9 protein-coding genes are annotated in these 19,862 nt (G+C 59.7%); 7 read left to right on the top strand and 2 right to left on the bottom strand.

What is annotated here, in order from left to right:
• Positions 1-334: 334 nt before the first annotated feature.
• Positions 335-1,735: an MFS transporter gene (locus JX292_RS04965; protein WP_204862135.1), complete on the top strand. Its 1,401-nt coding sequence runs from the start codon at positions 335-337 to the stop codon at positions 1,733-1,735.
• Between the two features lie 99 nt (positions 1,736-1,834).
• Here the strand turns inward: JX292_RS04965 and JX292_RS04960 are convergent, their stop codons facing one another.
• Positions 1,835-3,256 carry an NAD(P)H-quinone dehydrogenase gene (locus JX292_RS04960; protein ID WP_204862134.1) on the bottom strand — a complete coding sequence of 474 codons (1,422 nt, stop codon included), beginning with the start codon at positions 3,254-3,256 and terminating at the stop codon, positions 1,835-1,837.
• 146 nt (positions 3,257-3,402) lie between these two features.
• The gene (gene mfd, locus JX292_RS04955; RefSeq protein WP_204862132.1) at positions 3,403-7,149 is read right to left on the bottom strand and encodes a transcription-repair coupling factor; all 3,747 of its coding nucleotides are present in this window, start codon (positions 7,147-7,149) and stop codon (positions 3,403-3,405) included.
• A 511-nt stretch (positions 7,150-7,660) separates the two neighbouring features.
• Between mfd and JX292_RS04950 the strand changes: the two genes are divergently transcribed.
• The 6 genes from JX292_RS04950 (at position 7,661) to JX292_RS04925 (ending at position 19,847) form a co-directional block, all read left to right on the top strand.
• The gene (locus JX292_RS04950) at positions 7,661-10,021 is read left to right on the top strand and encodes a fibrinogen-like YCDxxxxGGGW domain-containing protein (RefSeq protein WP_204862130.1); all 2,361 of its coding nucleotides are present in this window, start codon (positions 7,661-7,663) and stop codon (positions 10,019-10,021) included.
• 431 nt (positions 10,022-10,452) lie between these two features.
• Complete coding sequence (locus tag JX292_RS04945; RefSeq protein ID WP_204862128.1) at positions 10,453-12,927, top strand: fibrinogen-like YCDxxxxGGGW domain-containing protein; 2,475 nt, start codon at positions 10,453-10,455, stop codon at positions 12,925-12,927.
• Positions 12,928-13,276: 349 nt separating this feature from the next.
• A complete protein-coding gene (locus JX292_RS04940; RefSeq protein WP_204862126.1) occupies positions 13,277-14,134 on the top strand; it encodes a hypothetical protein in 858 nt (285 codons plus the stop codon).
• A 109-nt stretch (positions 14,135-14,243) separates the two neighbouring features.
• Complete coding sequence (locus tag JX292_RS04935; RefSeq protein WP_204862124.1) at positions 14,244-17,606, top strand: fibrinogen-like YCDxxxxGGGW domain-containing protein; 3,363 nt, start codon at positions 14,244-14,246, stop codon at positions 17,604-17,606.
• A gap of 489 nt (positions 17,607-18,095) precedes the next feature.
• Positions 18,096-18,884: a CDP-alcohol phosphatidyltransferase family protein gene (locus JX292_RS04930; protein ID WP_204862122.1), complete on the top strand. Its 789-nt coding sequence runs from the start codon at positions 18,096-18,098 to the stop codon at positions 18,882-18,884.
• Positions 18,885-18,896: 12 nt separating this feature from the next.
• Positions 18,897-19,847: a glycosyltransferase family 2 protein gene (locus JX292_RS04925; RefSeq protein ID WP_204862121.1), complete on the top strand. Its 951-nt coding sequence runs from the start codon at positions 18,897-18,899 to the stop codon at positions 19,845-19,847.
• Positions 19,848-19,862 lie beyond the last annotated feature (15 nt).

The following is a 19,862-nucleotide window of genomic DNA, read 5'->3' as shown; positions in this document are numbered from 1 at the left end:
GTCAGCGCACCGTGTCAGCGCACCGTGTCAGCGCACCGCGTCACTGTGCGGGACACATCCCATTCGGAGGGGGCTGCTCCTCAGAAAACTCTCCGAAAAGCGCCACTCGCAGAGAACCACCGTCCAGATAGTGACGAGGCCTGCGTTAACTTTTCTGAACGGTTTATAATAATGCACTTTGGGGGAACTTTTCGTCCTGAACCTCTCACACCCGGTTCAATTCCTCCGGCATCATGTCGCGGCACTATCCCCGCCGCCCCATGTACCGAGATTAGCATCGCCGACGCCACAGGTCCCCTTTTGTACGCACAGTCCATCCTCGGGAGCATCTCTCATGAGCACCACTGCATCCGGCACCAAGGCACCCGCTGCGCCGGTCGAGAACACGACGCCTCGCAGCCGCGTGATTCTCGCATCGCTCATTGGTACCACCATTGAGTTCTACGATTTCTATATCTACGCCACCGCCGCCGTGGCTGTCTTCCCCGTGCTGTTCTTCCCCGCGAAGGACGCCACGACCGAGTTGCTGGCCTCCTTCGCAACCTTCGGCGTCGCCTTCATTGCGCGCCCCCTCGGTTCCGTGATTTTCGGCCACTTTGGCGACAAGATTGGTCGTAAGGCAACCCTCGTCGGTGCGTTGCTCACCATGGGTCTGGCAACCTTCATCATCGGCCTGCTGCCCACCTACCACCAGATTGCGCTCTGGGCACCGACCATGCTGACCATTATGCGTTTCTGCCAGGGTCTGGGCCTGGGCGGCGAGTGGTCCGGCGCGGCACTGCTCGCTAGCGAATACGCTCAGGACGGTAAGCGCGCCCGTGCCGCCATGTGGCCCCAGTTGGGTGCCCCCATCGGCTTCGTCCTGGCCAATGGCTTCATGCTGATTCTGACCAGCTTCATCGCCTTTAACTCCACCACCGACGCGAAGAACCTCGCACACCCCTTCCTCGTTTGGGGTTGGCGTATCCCCTTCCTGCTGTCCATCGTGATGGTCGCCGTCGGCCTCTACGTGCGTTTCCGTCTGGAGGAGACCCCCGTCTTCGCCAAGGCTGCCGCTAACAATGAGAAGGTTAAGACCCCTCTCGTTGCGGCATTCAAGGTCGCTTGGTGGCCCATGATTCAGGGTACTTTCATCATGGTTGCCTGCTACGTACTGTTCTACCTGATGACCGCGTGGATTCTCTCCTACGGTATTGCCAAGGCTGAGAAGGGCGGCCTGGCCATCCCCTACCACGAGTTCCTCATTATTCAGCTGGTCTCGATTATCGGCTTCGCCATCTTCATCCCGATCTCGGGCTGGCTGGCAGATAAGTACGGCCGCCGCACCCAGCAGCTGTGGACCACCATCGCCATGGCCGCCTTCGGCCTGTGCTTCGGCCCGTTCATCTCCCCCGCCGTTGTGGGTACCGGCGCGAACGTGAACACGGTTGCCGTGACCGTCTTCATCTTCATCGGTATGTGCCTGATGGGTCTGTCCTTCGGTTCCATGTCGGCTTACCTGCCGGAGCTGTACCCCACCAACGTGCGTTACACCGCTAGCGGTATCGCCTACAACGTGGCGTCCATCCTCGGTGCGGCCCTGACCCCGTTCGTGGCGGTTTGGTTGAACTCCTCCTTCGGTGTGGCTGCCGTGGGTGGCTACCTGGCCTTCGCCTCGATTCTGAGCGTCATCTTCATCCTGCTCACTCACGAAACCCGTGACGTGGACATGAACGCCGTCGGCTCCAAGAAGTAGAGTTCTCAGAAGTAGCTGAACGTAATACAGCGGTGGGGGTCGCCTTCCATATCTCTTGGAAGGCGACCCCCACCGCTTTTGTATTTATCCCGGATGCGGCTAGAACTTGCTACGGGTGTGAAGCTTACGCGCCGCCTCAGCAATCGAGCCGGACAGCGAGGGGTACACCGTGAAAGTCTCGGCCAGATCATCCACCGTGAGTTTTTTCTCCACGGCCAGAGCAATCGGGTAAATCAGCTCGGAGGCACGCTGGCCCACGACCACACCGCCGATGACGGTACCCGAGTGGCGGCGGGCGAAAACCTTCACAAAGCCGTCACGCATCGCCATCATCTTGGCACGGGGGTTCGTGCTCAGCTGCAGGGTCACAGCCTCACCACGGTAAGCGCCTTCGTGCAGGTCCTTCTCACCGATACCGACGGTCGCAATTTCGGGCGAGGTAAAGATGTTCGCCGCAACCTTGTCGGTGCGCAGGGGACGTACGGTGTCACCAAGGATATGCGCCATCGCGATACGGCCCTGCATGGCTGCCACGGAGGCCAGCGGATACACGCCCGTGCAGTCGCCAGCCGCGTAGATGTTGTTCACGCTCGTACGGGACACGCCGTCCACCGTGATGTGGCCGCTCGGGGTGTGCTCCACGCCCGCCGCCTCCAAACCCAAATCTTCGGTATTGGGAATCGAACCAATAGCCACGAGGCAGTGCGTACCCGAGACCTTGCGGCCGTCAGAGAGGGTCACGATTACGCCGGAGCCGTCCTCGGTGCGCTCCACTGCGGAAGCGCGGGAGCGGGGCATGACGCGCACACCGCGACGCTCGAAAACGTCCTCCAGCACGCGGGCGGCATCCTCATCCTCGCCGGGAAGCACACGGTCACGCGAAGACACCAGGGTCACCTTCGAACCCAGACCGTTATAGGCTGAGGCAAACTCGGCACCGGTCACGCCCGAGCCGATCACAATGAGGTCCTCGGGCACCTCGCTAAGGTTGTACAGCTGGGTCCAGGTCAGGATGCGCTCGCCGTCAGGCATGCCCGTGGGCATCTCGCGCGGATGCGTACCCACAGAGAGCAGCACGAAGTCGGCGTGTAGCGGGTAGACGAGGCCGGCCTCGTCGGTCACCTGCACCGTGTGGCGGTCCAGGAGCTTGCCGGTGCCGTGAATAATCTTCACGCCCGCCGAGGCCAGGGCGCGCTTGATATCGGCAGACTGCTGCTGGGCCAGGTCGCGCACTCGGCGGTTCACGCGGTCCATGTCTACCCGAAGCTGCGGGGCCTTGCCCTTGGTATTCTCAATACCTAGGCTTCCGGCTTCGGAAAAGCGGGTCATCATATCCGCCGTGGCGATAAGCGTCTTGGAGGGCACGACGTCCGTTAGCACGGCCGAGCCGCCGATGGCCTTGCGCTCGATAAGCGTCACGTCTGCCTGCGAGGATGCGGCCACCATCGCGGCCTCGTAGCCGCCGGGTCCGCCGCCAATAATTACAATGCGCTGGGATGCGTAGTTCACCGTTGAAGTCATGCCTTAATTGTGAGCTATGCCGCCTGCACGGGGCAAACGCACTCGCCGTGCAGATGTGCCATATTATGACACTCCGCACGGCGAATTTCCGCCGCGGGAAGGGGCGTGCGGGGTCGGGTACTCCCTCGCCTCGCCCCCCCGACCCACTACTCTTCAAGGGCCTGCGGGTTCTCCGCGTAAATCGAGTTAATGAACTTCTCGGCCCACTCCAGCATGGGACGGTCCACCAGCTCCTTGCCGCCAACCGGCATGGTCTTCGGGCGGGGAACCAGGGTCAGCCAGGTGTCCATGCCCTTCGGCTGGGCGTGCGTGGAGCCGGGGTACACACGCTTCAGGCGCATCTGGCGGGATTCCGGCAGGGGCTGGGTGCTCACCACGCGCAGCTTCGGTCCCAGAATCATCATCTCCTGGATACCGGCGGCGCGGGCGTGCATCCGCAGCGTAGCCACGGCCAGTAGGTTCTCTACGGCCTCGGGCAGTTCACCGTAGCGGTCGGCCAGCTCCTCGCGGGCCTCCGTAATCTTCTCTTCGGTATCGGCCGCCGCAATCTGGCGGTAGGCCTGAAGACGCAGACGCTCCGAATCGATGTAGGTGTGCGGAATATGCGCGTTGACGGGCAGGTCGATCTTCGTCTCGACCTCGCGCTCTTCCTTCTCGCCGCGGTAGTTCGCCACAGCCTCACCGACCAGGCGCAGGTACAGGTCAAAGCCCACGCCCGCGATGTGACCGGACTGCTCGCCGCCAAGCAGGTTGCCCGCGCCGCGAATCTCCAGGTCCTTCATCGCCAGCTGCAGGCCCGCGCCGAGCTCGTTGTGGGTCGCCACGGCTTTCAGACGCTCGTGCGCAATCTCGCCTAGGGTCTTATCCGCCGGATACAGGAAGTACGCGTAGGCGCGTTCACGGCCTCGGCCCACGCGGCCGCGCAGCTGGTGCAACTGGCTCAGGCCGTAGTTCTGGGCGTTGTCCACGATGAGCGTGTTCGCGTTCGAGATGTCCAGGCCGGTCTCCACGATGGTCGTGCACACCAGCACATCGAAGCGGCGCTCCCAGAAGTCCACAATAATCTGCTCCAGGCGCGACTCGCTCATGCGGCCGTGCGCGGTAGCGATGCGTGCCTCCGGCACGAGCTTGCCAATTTCGGCGGCCACGTTATCGATATCGGCCACACGGTTGTGTACGAAGAACACCTGGCCCTCGCGCATGAGCTCACGGCGAATCGCGGCGGTGATCTGGCTGTCGGTGCGCGGGCCGACGAAGGTGAGCACGGGGTGGCGTTCCTCGGGGGCGGTGGCCAGCGTCGAGGTTTCACGGATGCCGGTCAGCGACATTTCGAGGGTGCGCGGAATCGGGGTTGCGCTCATGGCGAGCACGTCCACGTTGGTGCGCATCTGCTTCAGCTTTTCCTTATGTTCCACGCCGAAACGCTGTTCCTCGTCGATGATGACCAGGCCCAGGTCCTTGAACACGATGCTGTCCGAGAGGATACGGTGCGTACCGATTACCACGTCCACCGCGCCGGAGGCGATTTCCTCGGCAATCTGACGGGTTTCCTTGGCCTTCTGGAAGCGGGAGAGCACGCGAATCTTCACGGGGAAGCCGGAGAAACGCTCGCTGAAGGTTTCGTAGTGCTGCTGAGCGAGCAGGGTCGTGGGCACGAGCACCGCGACCTGTTTACCGTCCTGCACGGCCTTGAACGCGGCACGCACGGCGACCTCGGTCTTGCCGAAGCCCACGTCGCCCGAGATGAGGCGGTCCATGGGGATTTCCTTCTCCATGTCCTCCTTCACCTCGTGGATGGCGGTGAGCTGGTCGGGGGTCTCGTTGTAGGGGAAGGACTCTTCGAGTTCTCGCTGCCAGGGGGTGTCGGGCGCGAAGGCATGGCCGCGCGAGGCCTGGCGCGCTGAGTAGAGTTTCACCAGGTCGGCAGCGATTTCCTTGACTGCCTTGCGGGCACGGGACTTGGTCTTAGCCCAGTCGCTACCGCCCATCTTGGACAGGCTCGGGTTCTCGCCACCCACGTAGTTGGAGATGAGGTCCAGCTGGTCCGAGGGCACGAAGAGTCGGTCGGGCGCACCACCGCGCTTGGCGGGGGCGTACTCGATGACCAGGTATTCCTTCATGGGTTGCACGCCGTTGACGGGGGCGGCACCGGCCACCGGGCGGGAGGTCATCTCGACGAAACGACCGATGCCGTGGCGCTCGTGCACCACGTAGTCGCCGGGGTTCAGCGCAAGCGGGTCGACGGCGTTGCGGCGGCGACGCGTCTTAAACTTCTGGCCCGATGCGGAGCGCGGCGCGTAGGTGCCGCGGCGACCGAGCAGTTCGGCCTCGGTGAAGACGGCAAGCTTGGCGCCCTCGAGCAGGAAGCCCGCGGATGCGGGTGCCTCGCAGACCTCGACGATGCCGTGTTCGAGGTCCCCGGCGGGGTCCTCCTCAAGGCTTGCCCGGCGGGCGGCGGGCACGGATGCGGCGCCCTCCTCCCCGGAGTGGAGCAGCGCGATGAGGCGGTCGGTCGAGCCGCGCCCGTTGGTGAGGGCGAGGACGGTCCACTGCTGCTGGATGAGGTCGCCGAGTCTTTCGAGCATCCGGTGCACGGAGCCGTTGAAGGCGGTGGCGGGCCGGGCGGTCAGGGTGTAGGTGTCGATGCCGTCTTCAATGGCGTCGGCCATGCTCTGGCTGCTGAGTGCACCTGCGGCGTCTTCGAGTAGATCTGCGTCAGTGACGAGGTCGGTAATGTCCCACCAGCTGAGTTTGGCTTCGAGTGCTTGGGCGGTGGTTTGGTCGATGGTGCGGAATCCGCTGTCGCTCATCCGTAGCTGGCCCAGGTCGATGGGTGAGATAGCGTCGGCTTCTGCGGCGGTGTCCCAGGCTGCGGCGAGGAATTCTTCATTGGTGGCGACGAGGTCTTCGGCGCGGGCGCGCACGCGTTCGGGTTCGACGTTGATGATCATGGACCCTGCCGGCAGTAACTCGGTGAGGGTAGTCATAGATTCGATGAGTAGCGGGGTGAGCGATTCCATGCCCTCAACGTAGATTCCACCCGCAATCTTTTCGAGCATGGATGCGGCTGCCGGGTAGTCGGCTTTCAGGCGTGCGGCGCGGCTCATGACTTCGGGGGTGATGAGCAGTTCGCGGCAGGGCAGTAGGGTGAGTTCGGTGAGTTCTTCTCCCCCGCTGAGGGTGCGCTGATCGGCGACGGAGAAGTGGCGCATTTCATCGAGTTCGTCGCCGAAGAATTCGAGGCGTACGGGGGTTGTTGCGGTGGGCGGGAAGACGTCGATGATGCCGCCTCGCACGGCGTATTCACCGCGTTTGGCCACCAGGTCTACGCGGGAGTAGGCGGCATCGTTGAGGCCTCGCACTACGTCTTTGAAGGGGTATTCTTCGCCGCGAACCAGGTGCACAGGTTCGAGCTTTTCGATACCGGTGACGATGGGCTGGATGACTGCACGCACGGGCGCGATAACAACCTGGGGGCGGTTGGCAGCTTCCCCGGTCATGGTGCGCAGTACTTGGAGGCGGCGGCCGACGGTATCGGAGCGCGGTGAGAGTCGTTCGTGGGGCAGGGTTTCCCAGGCGGGGAAGAGCGCAATGTCGGCGGCGGGCAGGTAGGAGCGTAGCGCTGCGGCGAGGTCTTCTGCTTGACGGTCAGTGGGGGCGATGACGAGGCTGAGCGCCTCCGGGGTGCCTTCGCGTACCGCGGTGGAGAGATCGGCCAGCAGGGCCGCGTGGGTTCCGGCGACGGCTCCTATGAGGGTGCGGGCACTACGCTCGGCGGCGGGTACGGCGGCCGCGGCGCGGATGGCGGCCCAGCGTTCCTGCCGGTTGAGAAGCTTCAGGAGGGGGTGTAGCGGTGCGGCGGGGCTCTTTTTGGTCGCGCGGGTGGGGCTCATGGCTTCTCCTGAATCATGGTGTGAGCGGTACGAGCTGAGTGAGTGGGACGAGCTGGTTGGGTGGCATTCTCAGACACCGTTCTCAATTTTCCCGCCGCTCGTGTGAACAGCCTTTTTATTCTAGAGCGGCTCCGTCTCGCGCGGGTATTTCGCTGTCTTCGTTTCGCAGGGCGGCGAATATTTCTTGGATATTCTGTGCGCTCTATTTCTGGTATTTCGAGGGTGCCCGGCCTGCGGAGTTTTGAAGTCTTTCTCTCTCCCCATAATGTAGGGTGCAAATCACACTTTTCCGGTGTGGTTGCAGAGTCTCCTCGGCCTCGAATTCTCAGCTTCATCCTGTACTCTAGTCAATACACCGATAGGAGCACTCTCCCGCATTCTTCCGAAACGAAGTGTTTAAAGAATTACCACCTTTAATAGGCATTTCGTGATGCATTGTGCTTCTTTGAGGTATCAAATATCACCGTTTCTTTCGATGTTTCTTCCGGAACGTCGCATCAGAAAGATACATATGACAACCACATATACACAGCGCCCCGGCGCCGCACCCCGCAAGCGGGCGGCGAAGAAGTGGGCTGCATTCGCACTCGCTATGGGTACCGCCTTCGCAGCGGCACCTGTGATTCCTTCAGCACCCGCCTCCGCTGCTACCGGAACCCACGACGGTTCCAGCAGCGATAAGGCGGCTGCTTCATGTTATGAGGTCAAGCAGGTCAATCCTGCTGCTTCCTCTGGCACCTATTGGCTGTACACCCCGCAGATGAGCGGTCCTGCGCAGTTCTACTGCGATCAGGAGACCGACGGCGGCGGTTGGGTCATGGTCGGTCGAGGCCGAGAGGGTTGGACCGAGTCCTACAACGGCACGGGCGATCCGAACCAGTTGCATCAGAACCCGACCGGTCCGGCCGCTTTCACTCCGGTCCAGCTCTCAGGCACCACCGTGGATGCCCTGCTGAACGGCATTAAACCGCAGGATCTTCCCGACGGTATGCGCCTGCACCGCGCCCACAACGCGCGAGGCACCCAGTGGCAGGACGTGTACGTGCAACGCCCCCAGACGGATCAGTGGACCTGGGCTATGAGCTACGGTCAGCGCTGGGGTACCGTGCGGTTCAAGGGTGCGGGCATTAACCGTACCGCTCACATGGGCGGTTCTCCTTCGGAGATGGCTCCGGGTATTACGACCAGCTCGGTTCGTTTCTTCGCTAACCCGAACCAGGACTACAAGATTGGTTTCGCCTATGGTGCCCTGGTGAATTTCGGTAGCGAGAACCCGGATTCGTACATCTACCAGAAGCGCGGTTCGGCCGGTTACTCCATTCCCTTCACTCAGGTGTTCCTACGCCCGAAGCTGACGCAGAATGACCTGCATTTCTCGTCAATCGGTTCGGGTTCCGCGGCAAGCAACCGTCGCGCCCTGCCCAATAGCTACACGATGCCTGTGCGTTGGCGCACGAGTGAGCAGACCGGCACCGGCAAGAAGAACGAGATGCACACCTACGTTCAGGCCATCACCCAGGTGGGCGATACGGTCTTCACCGGCGGCGACTTCAAGTACGTCGAGTCGGCCGGTGGCGAGCGCGTGAACCAGTCGTTCCTGGCCGGTTACAACGTGGATTCGGGCGAGCTGGTTCGTTCCTTCCGCCCGACCTTTAACGGTCAGATTAAGGCGCTTGAGGCCCTGCCGAATAACCGCCTGGCGGTCGGCGGTGAATTCACCGAGGTCAACGGCGAGAAGGTCAACCACTTCGTGATTCTGGATGCAACCACCGGTCAGATTGACCGTACCTGGGATCTTCAGATTCAGCGCCGTAACGGTGATGCCGCTCAGGTGAAGACTCTGCTGGTGCAGGACGGTTACCTCTACATTGGCGGTAACTTCACCCATGTTAAGGGCAACACTTCTAAGGCTTACGCATATTCACGTGGTGCCGCTCGTATTAAGCTTTCCAACGGTGCGGTGGACTGGAATTGGCGCCCGAACTTCAACGGTACCGTCAACGGTATTACTGCCGCTTCTGATAGCTCCACTGTTCACGCTGCCGGTTACTTTACCGAGCTGAACAATCAGCGTGCTTTCCGTCTGGCCGCTATGAAGGGCTCCGATGCCTCGAACATTAAGTGGGAGTGGGAGCCCTCGCTGAAGCTGAACATCACTGACCGCATTGTGTATGCGTTCCAGTTCGATGTTCAGGATGCTGGTTCGACCGTGTGGGCCGGCGGTGCCGACCACCTGATTGCTAACTACTCGAAGAACGGTTATGGCCGTATTTCGTCGTCCATTTCTAAGTACGGTGGCGACTGGCAGGACCTGCATCTGAGCGGTAACACGATTTACGGTGCTTGCCACTGCGGCGATGTGCTCTTCGAAGGTTCGACCGGTTACCACACGTACTGGAAGGAGTCGAAGGCCGTTCACCGCATGCGTCTGGTGGCCGCGTTCGATAAGGATAGCGGCGAGGTTATCGGCGAGTTCAGCCCGGTGCTCAAGGGCGCCAGCGGCTACGGCGTGTGGGAGTCCTTCGTGGATTCGCGCGGCAACCTGTGGGTTGGCGGCGACATTAACCGCTCGCTGGGTGCTAACGGTGAGCAGCGCACTGTCGGTTTCGCTCGCTTTGCGGCTCGCGATGTGACTCCTCCGGCTACTCCTTCGAACCTCTCGGCCCGTCGAGAGGGTTCGACCGATAAGCTCTCGTGGTCCGGTGTTCGTGAGGGCGGCGTGCGCTACCAGGTGTTGCGTGATGACCGTGTGATTGCCACGGTGAACGGCACCAGCTACGAGGTGGAGCATACCGATGGTGCACGCTACTACGTGCGTTCTATCGATGCGTCTGAGAATTTCTCGGCTTCCACGGGTGCGGTCCAGGCCTAGCACCCCATTGCGGGCTGAATGAGTCCGTTTCTTTCCTTGCTACCGCCTGCGAGGAGTTCCCGGTGGAACTCTCGCAGGCGGTAGCGCACCCGGGGTATCGCTACCCCCCTAGTTTTGGTTCTGTCCGAGCTTGGTGCGGTCCGTACGGTCCGCACCGGACGGTCAGAATCATTCCGCATCATCGCGGCAGTCGTTCCGGCGGTGTCAGGTGATGCGGTTGAGCACGTTCGGAGTCAGTCGGTGGGTCACCCGCCTACAGGTTCTGAACGTATTCATTCAATTTCCGATAACTACACTCACTGATTCCGATAGTGGACACGCTGTTAGCTCGGATTGAACGGCTTTCTTAGGGGCGCACACAACGCCGATGCGCAGGAGAGCCGAGCATGAGAAACGCGCCCGCTACCGGTTGAGGTCTCTGAGGAGAGACAATGAATTTTCTTCCGTTGATGCGTCGGGGGCGTTCTCGTTCCCTGGCGTCCGGCGAGGCTGTTCCTCCGAGTTCTGGAGCAGCGTCCCGTTCGATGTCCCGAGCGTGGGGCGCCGCGGTGGCTTCCGTTGCGATGGTCGTGGCTTCGCTGGGTCCGATTGCGACCGGTGCGCAGGCTACTGATGCCCACTACTACGACGGTTCGTCGAGCGAACGTGCTGCCGCCAGCTGCTGGGAAATCAAGCAGAACAAACCGAATGCTAGGAGTGGCGCCTACTGGTTGTACACCCCGCAGATGAGCGCTCCGGAGCAGTTCTACTGTGATCAGGAAACCGATGGCGGCGGTTGGGTCATGATTGGTCGAGGTCGCGAGAGCTGGACCGAGAATTACAATGGCCGCGGCAATGCCGAACAGCTGTATAAGAACCCCACCGGTTTTGATGCGGTGCAGTTGCCGGGTCAGACGGTGAATGCGCTGTTGAACGGTACCCGTCCGCAGGATTTGCCCGATGGTGTGCGTTTCCACCGTGCCATGAACGTTGAGGGTACTACGTGGCAGGATTTTACGGCTCGTCGTGATTCCAGTACCGAATGGACCTGGACCCTCCGCGCTAAGATGTACTGGTCAAACTTTTCGGTGAGGAACACCTGGCAGTACAGTAGCCGTTACAACTATTTCAGCCGTGATCAGGTTGCTGGCAATATCTTTACCCACGACTCGGATGACTTCCGCTCTCTGCATTTCGTAGAGAAGCCTTCGCAGGGTTATAAGCTGGGCTTCACCTACGGACCGCATGCAAGGATTACGTGGTGGACCGAAACCTATCTGATGAACCGTCCTTCGGCGTACATCTACCGTCCGGCAAATGACTACTCCACTCCTCTGGTCTTTACCCAGATATTCTTGCGCCCGAAGGTGACGCAGAATGATCTGGCGGCTAAGGGCCTGCATGATTACGGTCAGCAGGGTGCTGAGGCCAGCAACCGCCGCGCGTTGCCCAATAGCTACTCCGAGAAGTGGAAGTGGCGTACAAGTAGGACGACCGGAACCGGTAAGAATGGCGAGATGAACACCCAGGTTGAGGCCATCACCGAGGTGGGCGGCGCGGTCTTCACCGGCGGCGACTTTGCCTACGTTGAATCGGCCAGCGGTGAGAAGGTCGACCAGGCTTTCCTTGCGGCTTACGAGGTGGGTACCGGCGAGCTGCGCCGTTCCTTCCGTCCGAGCATTAACGGTCAGGTGAAGTCGGTTGAGGCGCTTCCGAATGGCCTGTTGGCTGTGGGCGGCTCCTTCACCAGGGTGAACGGTGAGAACCACAACGGCTTCGTGTTGCTGGATCCGAAGACGGGTCAGGTGGCGGAGCAGTGGGATATTCACGTTCAGAGCCGTATCTCTTCCCTGCCGGTTCAGGTGAAGACTCTGCACGTTCGCGACGGGTATCTGTACCTTGGTGGTTCCTTCACGCATGTGAAGGGTAACACCTCCGCTACGTACGCCTACTCGAGGAATCTGGCCCGCATCAAGCTGAGCAACGGCGAAGTGGACTGGAACTGGCGTCCGGTGTTCAATGGCACGGTGAACGGTGTGAGTGCTTCCGAGGGAAACACCCACGTGTATGTGGCCGGCTATTTCACGCAGCTTAATGGCGGTTTGGCTTTCCGTATTGCCAATATTACGAATCCTCGCCAGAGTGGCGGCGATTGGAGCCATGAGCCGTCGTACATCCCCGGCGGTGCTCGGACCTGGGATTTGAGGAATGAGCGTCTGATGTGGGGCTTCCAGTTTGACGTTCAGGATGCTGGCTCTTCCGTCTGGTTGGGCGGTACCGAGCACATGATTAGCCGCTACGATAAATCGAGCATGCGGCGTACCGACAGCGCAATTACTCGCGAGGGTGGCGATTTCCAGGATCTGCATCTGAGCGGTAAAACCATCTATGGTGCCTGCCACTGCGGTGATTTCCTGTTCCAGGGTGCAGATAAGGTCTTCTCGGAATGGGTAAATGCCGCGGATGCCCAGACGATTCGCCTGGTCGCCGCCTTTGATAAGGACAGCGGCAAGATGCTTCCTGAGTGGGCTCCGATTATGAGCGGCGCGCATGGCTACGGCGTGTGGGAGTCCTTTGTGGATTCGACCGGTACCCTGTGGGTGGGCGGTGACCTCGACAAGTCTCTGGGTGCTAATGGTGTGCAGGAGACCGTGGGCTTCGCCCGCTTTGCGGCTCGCGACGTGACTCCTCCGGAGACTCCGCAGAATCTGAAGGTGAGGCATAACGGTGCGAAGGATCAGTTGAGTTGGTCTGCCGTGTCAGAGCGTCATGTGATCTACCAGGTGTTGCGTGATGACCGTCCGATTGCAACGGTGTCTGGTACGAATTTCTCGGTTGACCACCGTGATGATGCCAAGTATTACGTACGCGCGGTGGACACCTCGGGTAATTATTCTGCGAGCACCCAGGCTGTGCGGGCAGCATAACTCCTAGTTCAGGGCAAATATCGAGTAATATAACGTTTAATTCAACGTGATATTCGCCCTAATACCCCGGATTAGTTTTGTAACTAATCCGGGGTATTTTGCACATAGTGTATACATTTCCCTGATGTGCATCATAGTTTTTTCACCTAAAGATGTATATTTCCTTCATACGCAGGTTTACATCCAGCAATACCTGTTCTCTATTCTCAAATGTTACGAAAATGCAATCTTTTAGAATTCAAGTATTTTCTCAGCTTGGCGTGATAGCCTTTAGGAACCGAACCTCTGGGCGCGGTATTATCCTTCCGGAACATTGACCATCTCACTCCAACCACCAAAGAGGCTTCCTATGTCTAACCTTTTCTCTGCGGGTTCTTCGAAGGCCCGTCGCCTCAGCGCTCTGAGCACCCTCGCGGTTTCGGCGCTTCTGCTCAGTGCTTGCGCTTCCGAAAATTCCACTGCGCAGAGTTCTTCGTCGGCCACCTCCTCGGCGAGCGCTTCCGCCAACGTATCTTCGGCTCAGTCCTCTTCAGCTGCTGGTGCGCAGGCCTCGGCCTCGTCCAGCCACAACTCCGATCAGGGCGCATCCGATGCTAGCCCTTCAGCTGGTGCTGAGACCACCTCCTCCGACGGCCAGAAACTGGAAGAGATTTACACCGGTGCTGAAGACATGAAGAAGGCTTCTCCGGTCCCCACCGATAATTCAGAGGTCAAGAAGACCACCGAGCTTGTCAATTCCTACGAGAACATTCTCTCCACCGTTAAGCCGGCGCCCTCCGCCGCGGCTTCGCCGGAGGCGACCAGCGAGCCTACCAGCGATGAGGATTCTCAGGAACAGAATGTGGAGAAGGCTCGTGCAGTCCTCGATGAGGACACGATTCACGCCATCGAGAATATTTCTGTGGATTCTGCCGCCGCCGAGTTTGCAGTGCAGGCCTCCGAATATGCTATGGCGGGTTGGCATTACGAGGGTTCCTCCACCGTGGTGGGTACGCCCCGCATGGCCGATACGCAGTACAAGGGTCAGCCTGCACGCCTGCTGGAAGTGTGCATGGACTCCTCGTCGGTCAAAATTTACGATGAGAACAATCAGCCCGTTAAGGACGATAGTTCCCCCAAGCGTTCACTCAATATCTACACCCTTGTTCAGGTCAACGGTCAGTGGAAAATTGCAACCCACGATTTCCCGAATAACCCTGATTGCTAGGGACTAATTGAGATGTCGGTCTGCGCAGTTTAGCTCGGACCGGTATTATCCACAACGCATTAATGATGCTGCGTTTTCATACAATTTTTGGTATTCATTTGGAGATATCATGAAAGCCCTTTTTGGGATAACGGGGTCTGGCTTTTCTCGTTCTGCCATGACTCGTTCGACCCTATGCCTCAGTATTGCAACCGCGCTGGCATTGCCCGCTAGCCTTCCCACTCTGGCACCGGGTGCCGCGGTCGAAAAAACCGCTGAACAGACGAACATTCAGAAGGACTCTTCCTTCTACAACGGCACCACTTCCGAGCGCGCCGCTGCCAGCTGTTGGGAGGCTAAGCAGGCCAACCCCGAAGCAAAGAGCGGTGCATACTGGCTGTATACCCCGACTATGAGCGCACCTACTCAGTTCTACTGTGACCAGGAAACCGATGGTGGCGGCTGGGTCAAGATTGCTGAGGGCCGCGACGGCTGGACCGAAGGCTACGAAGGTCAGGGCGACCCCGCTCAGCTATATAGTTCTGCGGCGCCCGCTTCTTCAGGTCTGACGCTCAATCAGGACCAGGTTCGTCCTTTCTCATCTCTACCTGCTGCTACGACCCCGGTGCAGCTTTCGGGCACCACCATTAACAAGTTGCTCAACGGTATGTCCCCGCAGGATTTGGCTGACGGCTACCGCTTCCGCCGCGTGCTGAACACATCCGGCACTAAGTGGCAGGAAGTGACTGTACAGCGCCGCCAGACCTCCGAGTGGACCTGGGCTTTGCGTGCCAACGCCTTCTGGTCCAATGCTGTCGTCCAGAACCCCGACGAGTTTGCCGCGTATAACGATAATAGTCGCCGGGATTGGCACGACGTCACCTGGCAAGACCATATGTTGCGCGGCCAGGACAATGGTTTCAAGGCTCTGCTTTTTGAAGAGATGCCCAAGCAGGATTACCGCATCGGCTTCCGCTACGGTAAGGATGCCCCCATCGCTCAGGACGGCGCTGTCCCTTCCATGAGCGATGCACGAAACTCCTACATCTACACAACCGAGGGAACGAGCCAGAGCGCTTTTGGTTACACGCAGATGTTCCTGCGTCCCAAGCTGACTCAGAACGACCTGAAGCTAACCGAGATTGGTTCGCAGGGCACCGAAGCCAGCCACCGCCGCGCGCTACCCAATAGCCGTTCCGCAACCTGGCGCTGGCGTACGAGTTCTAAGACCTCTAGCGGTAAGACTGACGAGCTGCACACCTATGTTGAGGCCATCACCGAGGTTAAGCACGATGAGAACTCCTCCACCGTGTTTATCGGTGGAGACTTCATGAACCTGGAGTCCTCCTCAGGTGAAGTGGTGAATCAGTCCAACATCGCGGGCTTCGACCCGAAGACTGGGGAGCTACGCCGAAACTTCCATCTGACGGTCAACGGTCAGGTTAAGGCGGTTGAGGCTCTGCCGAATAACCGCCTGGCAATTGGTGGCTACTTCACTAAGGTGAACGGCCGGGACTTCTCAGGTTTCGTGGTCGTGGATGCCACCACGGGTGAGATTGCTCCCGAGTGGGAGTCCGTAAGCATCTCCAACCGTATCCAGGGCGACGAGCTCGTGGTGAAGACCATTCACCGTCGAGGCGATTACGTGTATATCGGTGGTTCTTTCACCCACGTCAAGGAGAGCGATAGCGCGGGCATTGCATACTCCCGTAACATCGCACGTTTCAAGCTGGGCGCACCCTCCAATGGTGTACCCGGTATCGTAAGCGTCGACCGCGAATGGCGTCAGGCGTTCAATGGTACTGTGAACGGCATTAGCACTTCCGAAGATAACTCCCACGTGTATGTGGCTGGTTACTTTACCTGGCTGAACGACGGCTTGGCATATCGTGTAGCAGACATCACTGAGGATCAGCAGAAGGGTGGCCACTGGGTTTACCAGAATTCCGAAGTTCCCCCCGGTGCAAATGTGAGTGACCTAATACACGAGACAAAGGTCTGGGGCTTCCAGTTCGACGTTCAGGATGCTGGATCCGGCGTCTGGGTTGGCGGTACGGAGCATCTTATCTCCCGTTACAGCAAGAGCGATATGCGTCCTACCTACACCGCAATTACCCTCACCGGTGGCGATTTCCAGGATCTGCACCTGGATCAGGAGCGCAAGACCCTCTACGGAGCTTGCCACTGCGGCGATTTCCTGTACCAGGATTCGCACACCAAGCGTGCACCGCTGCCGGAGTCCTCTGTGATTCATTCGGTGAAACTTGTGGCCGCTTTTGACCCGGAAACGGGCAAGATGCTACCCGAATTTTCCCCCGCCATTAAGGGTGACCACGGCTTCGGCATCTGGGAATCCTTTGTGGATTCCACCGGCGCTCTGTGGGTCGGTGGCGATATCCATCACACCCTGGGGGTTAACGGCATCCAGAACACCGTGGGCTTTGCACGTTTTGAACAGCGTGACGTGACCCCGCCGGCTACGCCGCAGAACCTGAAGGTGAATCTCAAGGATGACAAGGACTCCCTGACGTGGGACCCCGTCTCCGATAGCGATACCGTACGCTACCAGATTCTGCGTGGCGACCGCCCGATTGCCACCGTCTCCGGCACCTCCTATGAGGTGGATCATCGCGATAATGCGCACTACTTTGTGCGCGCCGTGGACACTTCGGATAACTACTCGGCTTCGACCGGAGTCCAGATTGCCCCCAGTCGTCTGAACCCCACACCCGCTCCTCCGGAGAGCCCCTCACCTATCAAACCGAAGCCCGAAGAGCCTCAGCCGACTCCTACCCCCAAGGAGCAGATTGTTTTGCCCTATGGCTCCACCTGGAATTACGTTGTCTCTGATAAGGCTCCGAACCGTGCGAAGGCTTGGAAGTACAACTTCCATTTCTCTCTAGAGGATTTGGCCAACGCTACCTGGCACGAAGGTCGGGCGCCTATCGGCCTTGGTTACGGTAAGTTCAATACTCGTGTTCCGGTTCACCGTTACCGCCCGTACAACAACATTTACGCCTACACCACGATTGATCTCACTCGTGATCAGGCAAGTCGCGATCTGGTGCTGACCACCTACGCGGATGATGCTGTTGCTGTAGCGGTCAACGGCCAGGAGGTGGGACGTGCCGGTTTCGGAACCCGCGCAGCCCTCTGGAACACCACCGTTGCCGTGCATGGTGTATCCGCTGACCAGGCTCAGAAGACCCCGGTGACCTTCACGGTTCCGGCTTCTCAGCTGAAGGCGGGTACGAACCTTATTGCCGTTGAGGTGCACGGTGCTCGATCCGGTTGGTTTACTCGCCCGGGTGTCAGCTTCGACCTGCAGGCTACTGTCACTGCGGCAGTGCCGAATCCGGCTGATCCTGCCGCTGAGAACGAGGCGGACGGTGAGCGAGTTGCCACCACTGAGAACGCTCAGCAGGGCCGCGGTGTCCGTACCGTGCGTGACGGTGCTGGTACCCGTGTTCCTCTTGCCGCACGCCGAAGCTAATCACGACCGGCGCGTCTAGCTAGGGGCGCATTTCATGGTTTCCGTAATGGGGTTTGATTTTCCGAATGATTTCGGAAAGTCAAACCCCATTTATGCGAATAAAATACTTTTTCGTGTTCGTGGGAGTGAATTCTCCTCCAATGATTAGAGCCCTCTAATAATTTGAATATCATGCAGCATATCAATGGTGATATTCGGGTTTCTAAGACGAGGTACAGGCTGTGCTTGCAGACCAATACAATAACCTCTTCACTAGAGGGAAAATACACTAAAGGGCTTAGTCAGTGAGTTTTACAACTTCTTTCTGGAGTCCTATCCCCCGGGAAGGTTTCTGCTCAATCTCGTTGTAAAATATCGATATAGTGGTGTACTGAGAAAAAGAGCTAACCACTCACTTCTCAGGCGAGACTTCCGGACTTTCTCGCACCCATCCCGAAAGGGAGTAATTCGCTCTCCTTCACTCCTCTCACCGATTCAAAGGAATTGTGCATGTCCACCTCCGAGGCACCTCACACCCCGAACTCCACCCCCTCATCGGGATTTGCCGCTACTTTCTCCAGCACCCTGCGCTCCCTGGAGGCAGCGCAGAAGCCCGGTATTGGCGTACCCGCCTATACCCGCTGGGTCAATCGTCGCGTCGCCCGCTACTTTGCCGCAGCTGCCGTGGCCCTGGGCATCACTCCCAACGGAGTCACCGCCATTTCCGCAGCCTGCTCCGCAGCCGGCCTTATTGTGCTTATCACCTGCCCGCCCACCGTGGGCGTGGGTATCTGTGCAGCTCTGCTCTTCGCACTCGGCTACGGTCTTGACTCCGCCGACGGCCAGGTAGCCCGTGTGACCGGTGCGTCCTCCCCCGCCGGCGAGTGGCTCGACCATGTGGTCGACTCGATTCGAGTACCTTCCGTACACATGGCCACTCTGCTCTCTTTCTTCCTGTACCCCGCGCACTATTCCTTCAGCGGTTCCCACGCCTTCAACGGCTGGCTCATTGCCATACCCATGATTTTCACCACCCTCACCGCAGGTCACTTCATGAGCCAGATTCTCGCCGAGCAGCTACGTAACAACCGCAAGACTGCCGCTCCCCCGACTGGCGGTCCCCTGCGTTCCTTCGTCAACCTGCACATGGACGCTGGCACCCTCTGCTGGATTTACATTTTCCTCGGCTTCGGTCCGCTCTTCGTGGTCGTGTACGCTCTACTACTACTCGCTAACGCCGCCACGATTCTAGTGTCCATGCGCCGCAAGTACGTCAGCCTGTCCACCCCCGCCGAGTAAGGAGAAAGATCAATGATGCACTTCACCTCTCGCAACCCCGCCGTTTCCGCCGTCATCGCGACCAACGGCAAGCGCCCCGAGTTGCTGCGCGTGGCCGTGCGCTCCATCCTGGATCAGAGCTACCGCGGCTTCGTCGAGGTTATCGTCGTGTTCGACCGTGTTGAGCCCGACCGTCTCGAAGACATCGAGGTCGGTGAAAACCGTGCCCTGAAGATCATCTCCAACACCCGCACCGGCGGCCTGGCTGGCGGCCGCAACAGCGGTATCCTCGCCTCGACCGGCGCCATGATTGGTTTCTGCGACGACGACGACTACTGGATGCCTTCCAAGCTCACCCAGCAGGTCGCCCTCTGGCGCGAAAACCCCGAAGCCGCAGGTATCTCCTCAGGCATCACCGTGCGCTCCGGCGGCCAAGACATCGTGCGCCTAGCGCCCGAGCGCGCAACCTTCGCGGATTTCCTGCGCTCACGCATCACCGAGATTCACCCCTCCGCCATGCTGTACTCCCGCGAGGACCTGCTCGGCGTCGATGGTGAGCCTGCCCGCATCGGCCTGGTCGATGAGGAACTGCCCGCCGCCTACGGCGAAGACTACGATCTGTTGCTGCGCGCGACCCGCCACGGCGACATCCTGAGCGTGTCCGAGCCGCTGATTCTGGTGCTCTGGGACCGGCCTTCCTTCTTCTCGGGTAAGTGGCAGTCCATGGTCGACGGCCTAACCTACATCCTGCGTAAGTTCCCCGAATTCGAGCAGGACCCTAAGGGCCTGGCACGCATCGCCGGTCAGGTCGCTTACGCTCAGGCTTCCTTGGGTAATAACAAGGAGGCACGCGCCTACGCACGCGCCGCGCTACGCCGTGACCCCAAGCAGTTGCGAGCCTGGGCCGCCTACGTGGTCTCTACCGGCATCATTAAGCCCGCAACCCTGCTTGAGCTCGTCCAGAAGACCGGCCGAGGCCTCTAACCCGGATACCGCACA

The organism is Rothia mucilaginosa (assembly GCF_901875305.1).
In the GTDB taxonomy this organism is placed as follows: Bacteria; Actinomycetota; Actinomycetes; order Actinomycetales; family Micrococcaceae; genus Rothia.
This window is presented reverse-complemented; position numbering and strand designations above follow the sequence as displayed.

Bases quoted from the DNA above. Each gene is read 5' to 3' on its own strand.
- JX292_RS04965 (WP_204862135.1), top strand. From the start codon at position 335: ATGAGCACCACTGCATCCGGCACCAAGGCACCCGCTGCGCCGGTCGAG.
- JX292_RS04960 (WP_204862134.1), bottom strand. From the start codon at position 3,256: ATGACTTCAACGGTGAACTACGCATCCCAGCGCATTGTAATTATTGGC.
- mfd (WP_204862132.1), bottom strand. From the start codon at position 7,149: ATGAGCCCCACCCGCGCGACCAAAAAGAGCCCCGCCGCACCGCTACAC.
- JX292_RS04950 (WP_204862130.1), top strand. From the start codon at position 7,661: ATGACAACCACATATACACAGCGCCCCGGCGCCGCACCCCGCAAGCGG.
- JX292_RS04945 (WP_204862128.1), top strand. From the start codon at position 10,453: ATGAATTTTCTTCCGTTGATGCGTCGGGGGCGTTCTCGTTCCCTGGCG.
- JX292_RS04940 (WP_204862126.1), top strand. From the start codon at position 13,277: ATGTCTAACCTTTTCTCTGCGGGTTCTTCGAAGGCCCGTCGCCTCAGC.
- JX292_RS04935 (WP_204862124.1), top strand. From the start codon at position 14,244: ATGAAAGCCCTTTTTGGGATAACGGGGTCTGGCTTTTCTCGTTCTGCC.
- JX292_RS04930 (WP_204862122.1), top strand. From the start codon at position 18,096: ATGTCCACCTCCGAGGCACCTCACACCCCGAACTCCACCCCCTCATCG.
- JX292_RS04925 (WP_204862121.1), top strand. From the start codon at position 18,897: ATGATGCACTTCACCTCTCGCAACCCCGCCGTTTCCGCCGTCATCGCG.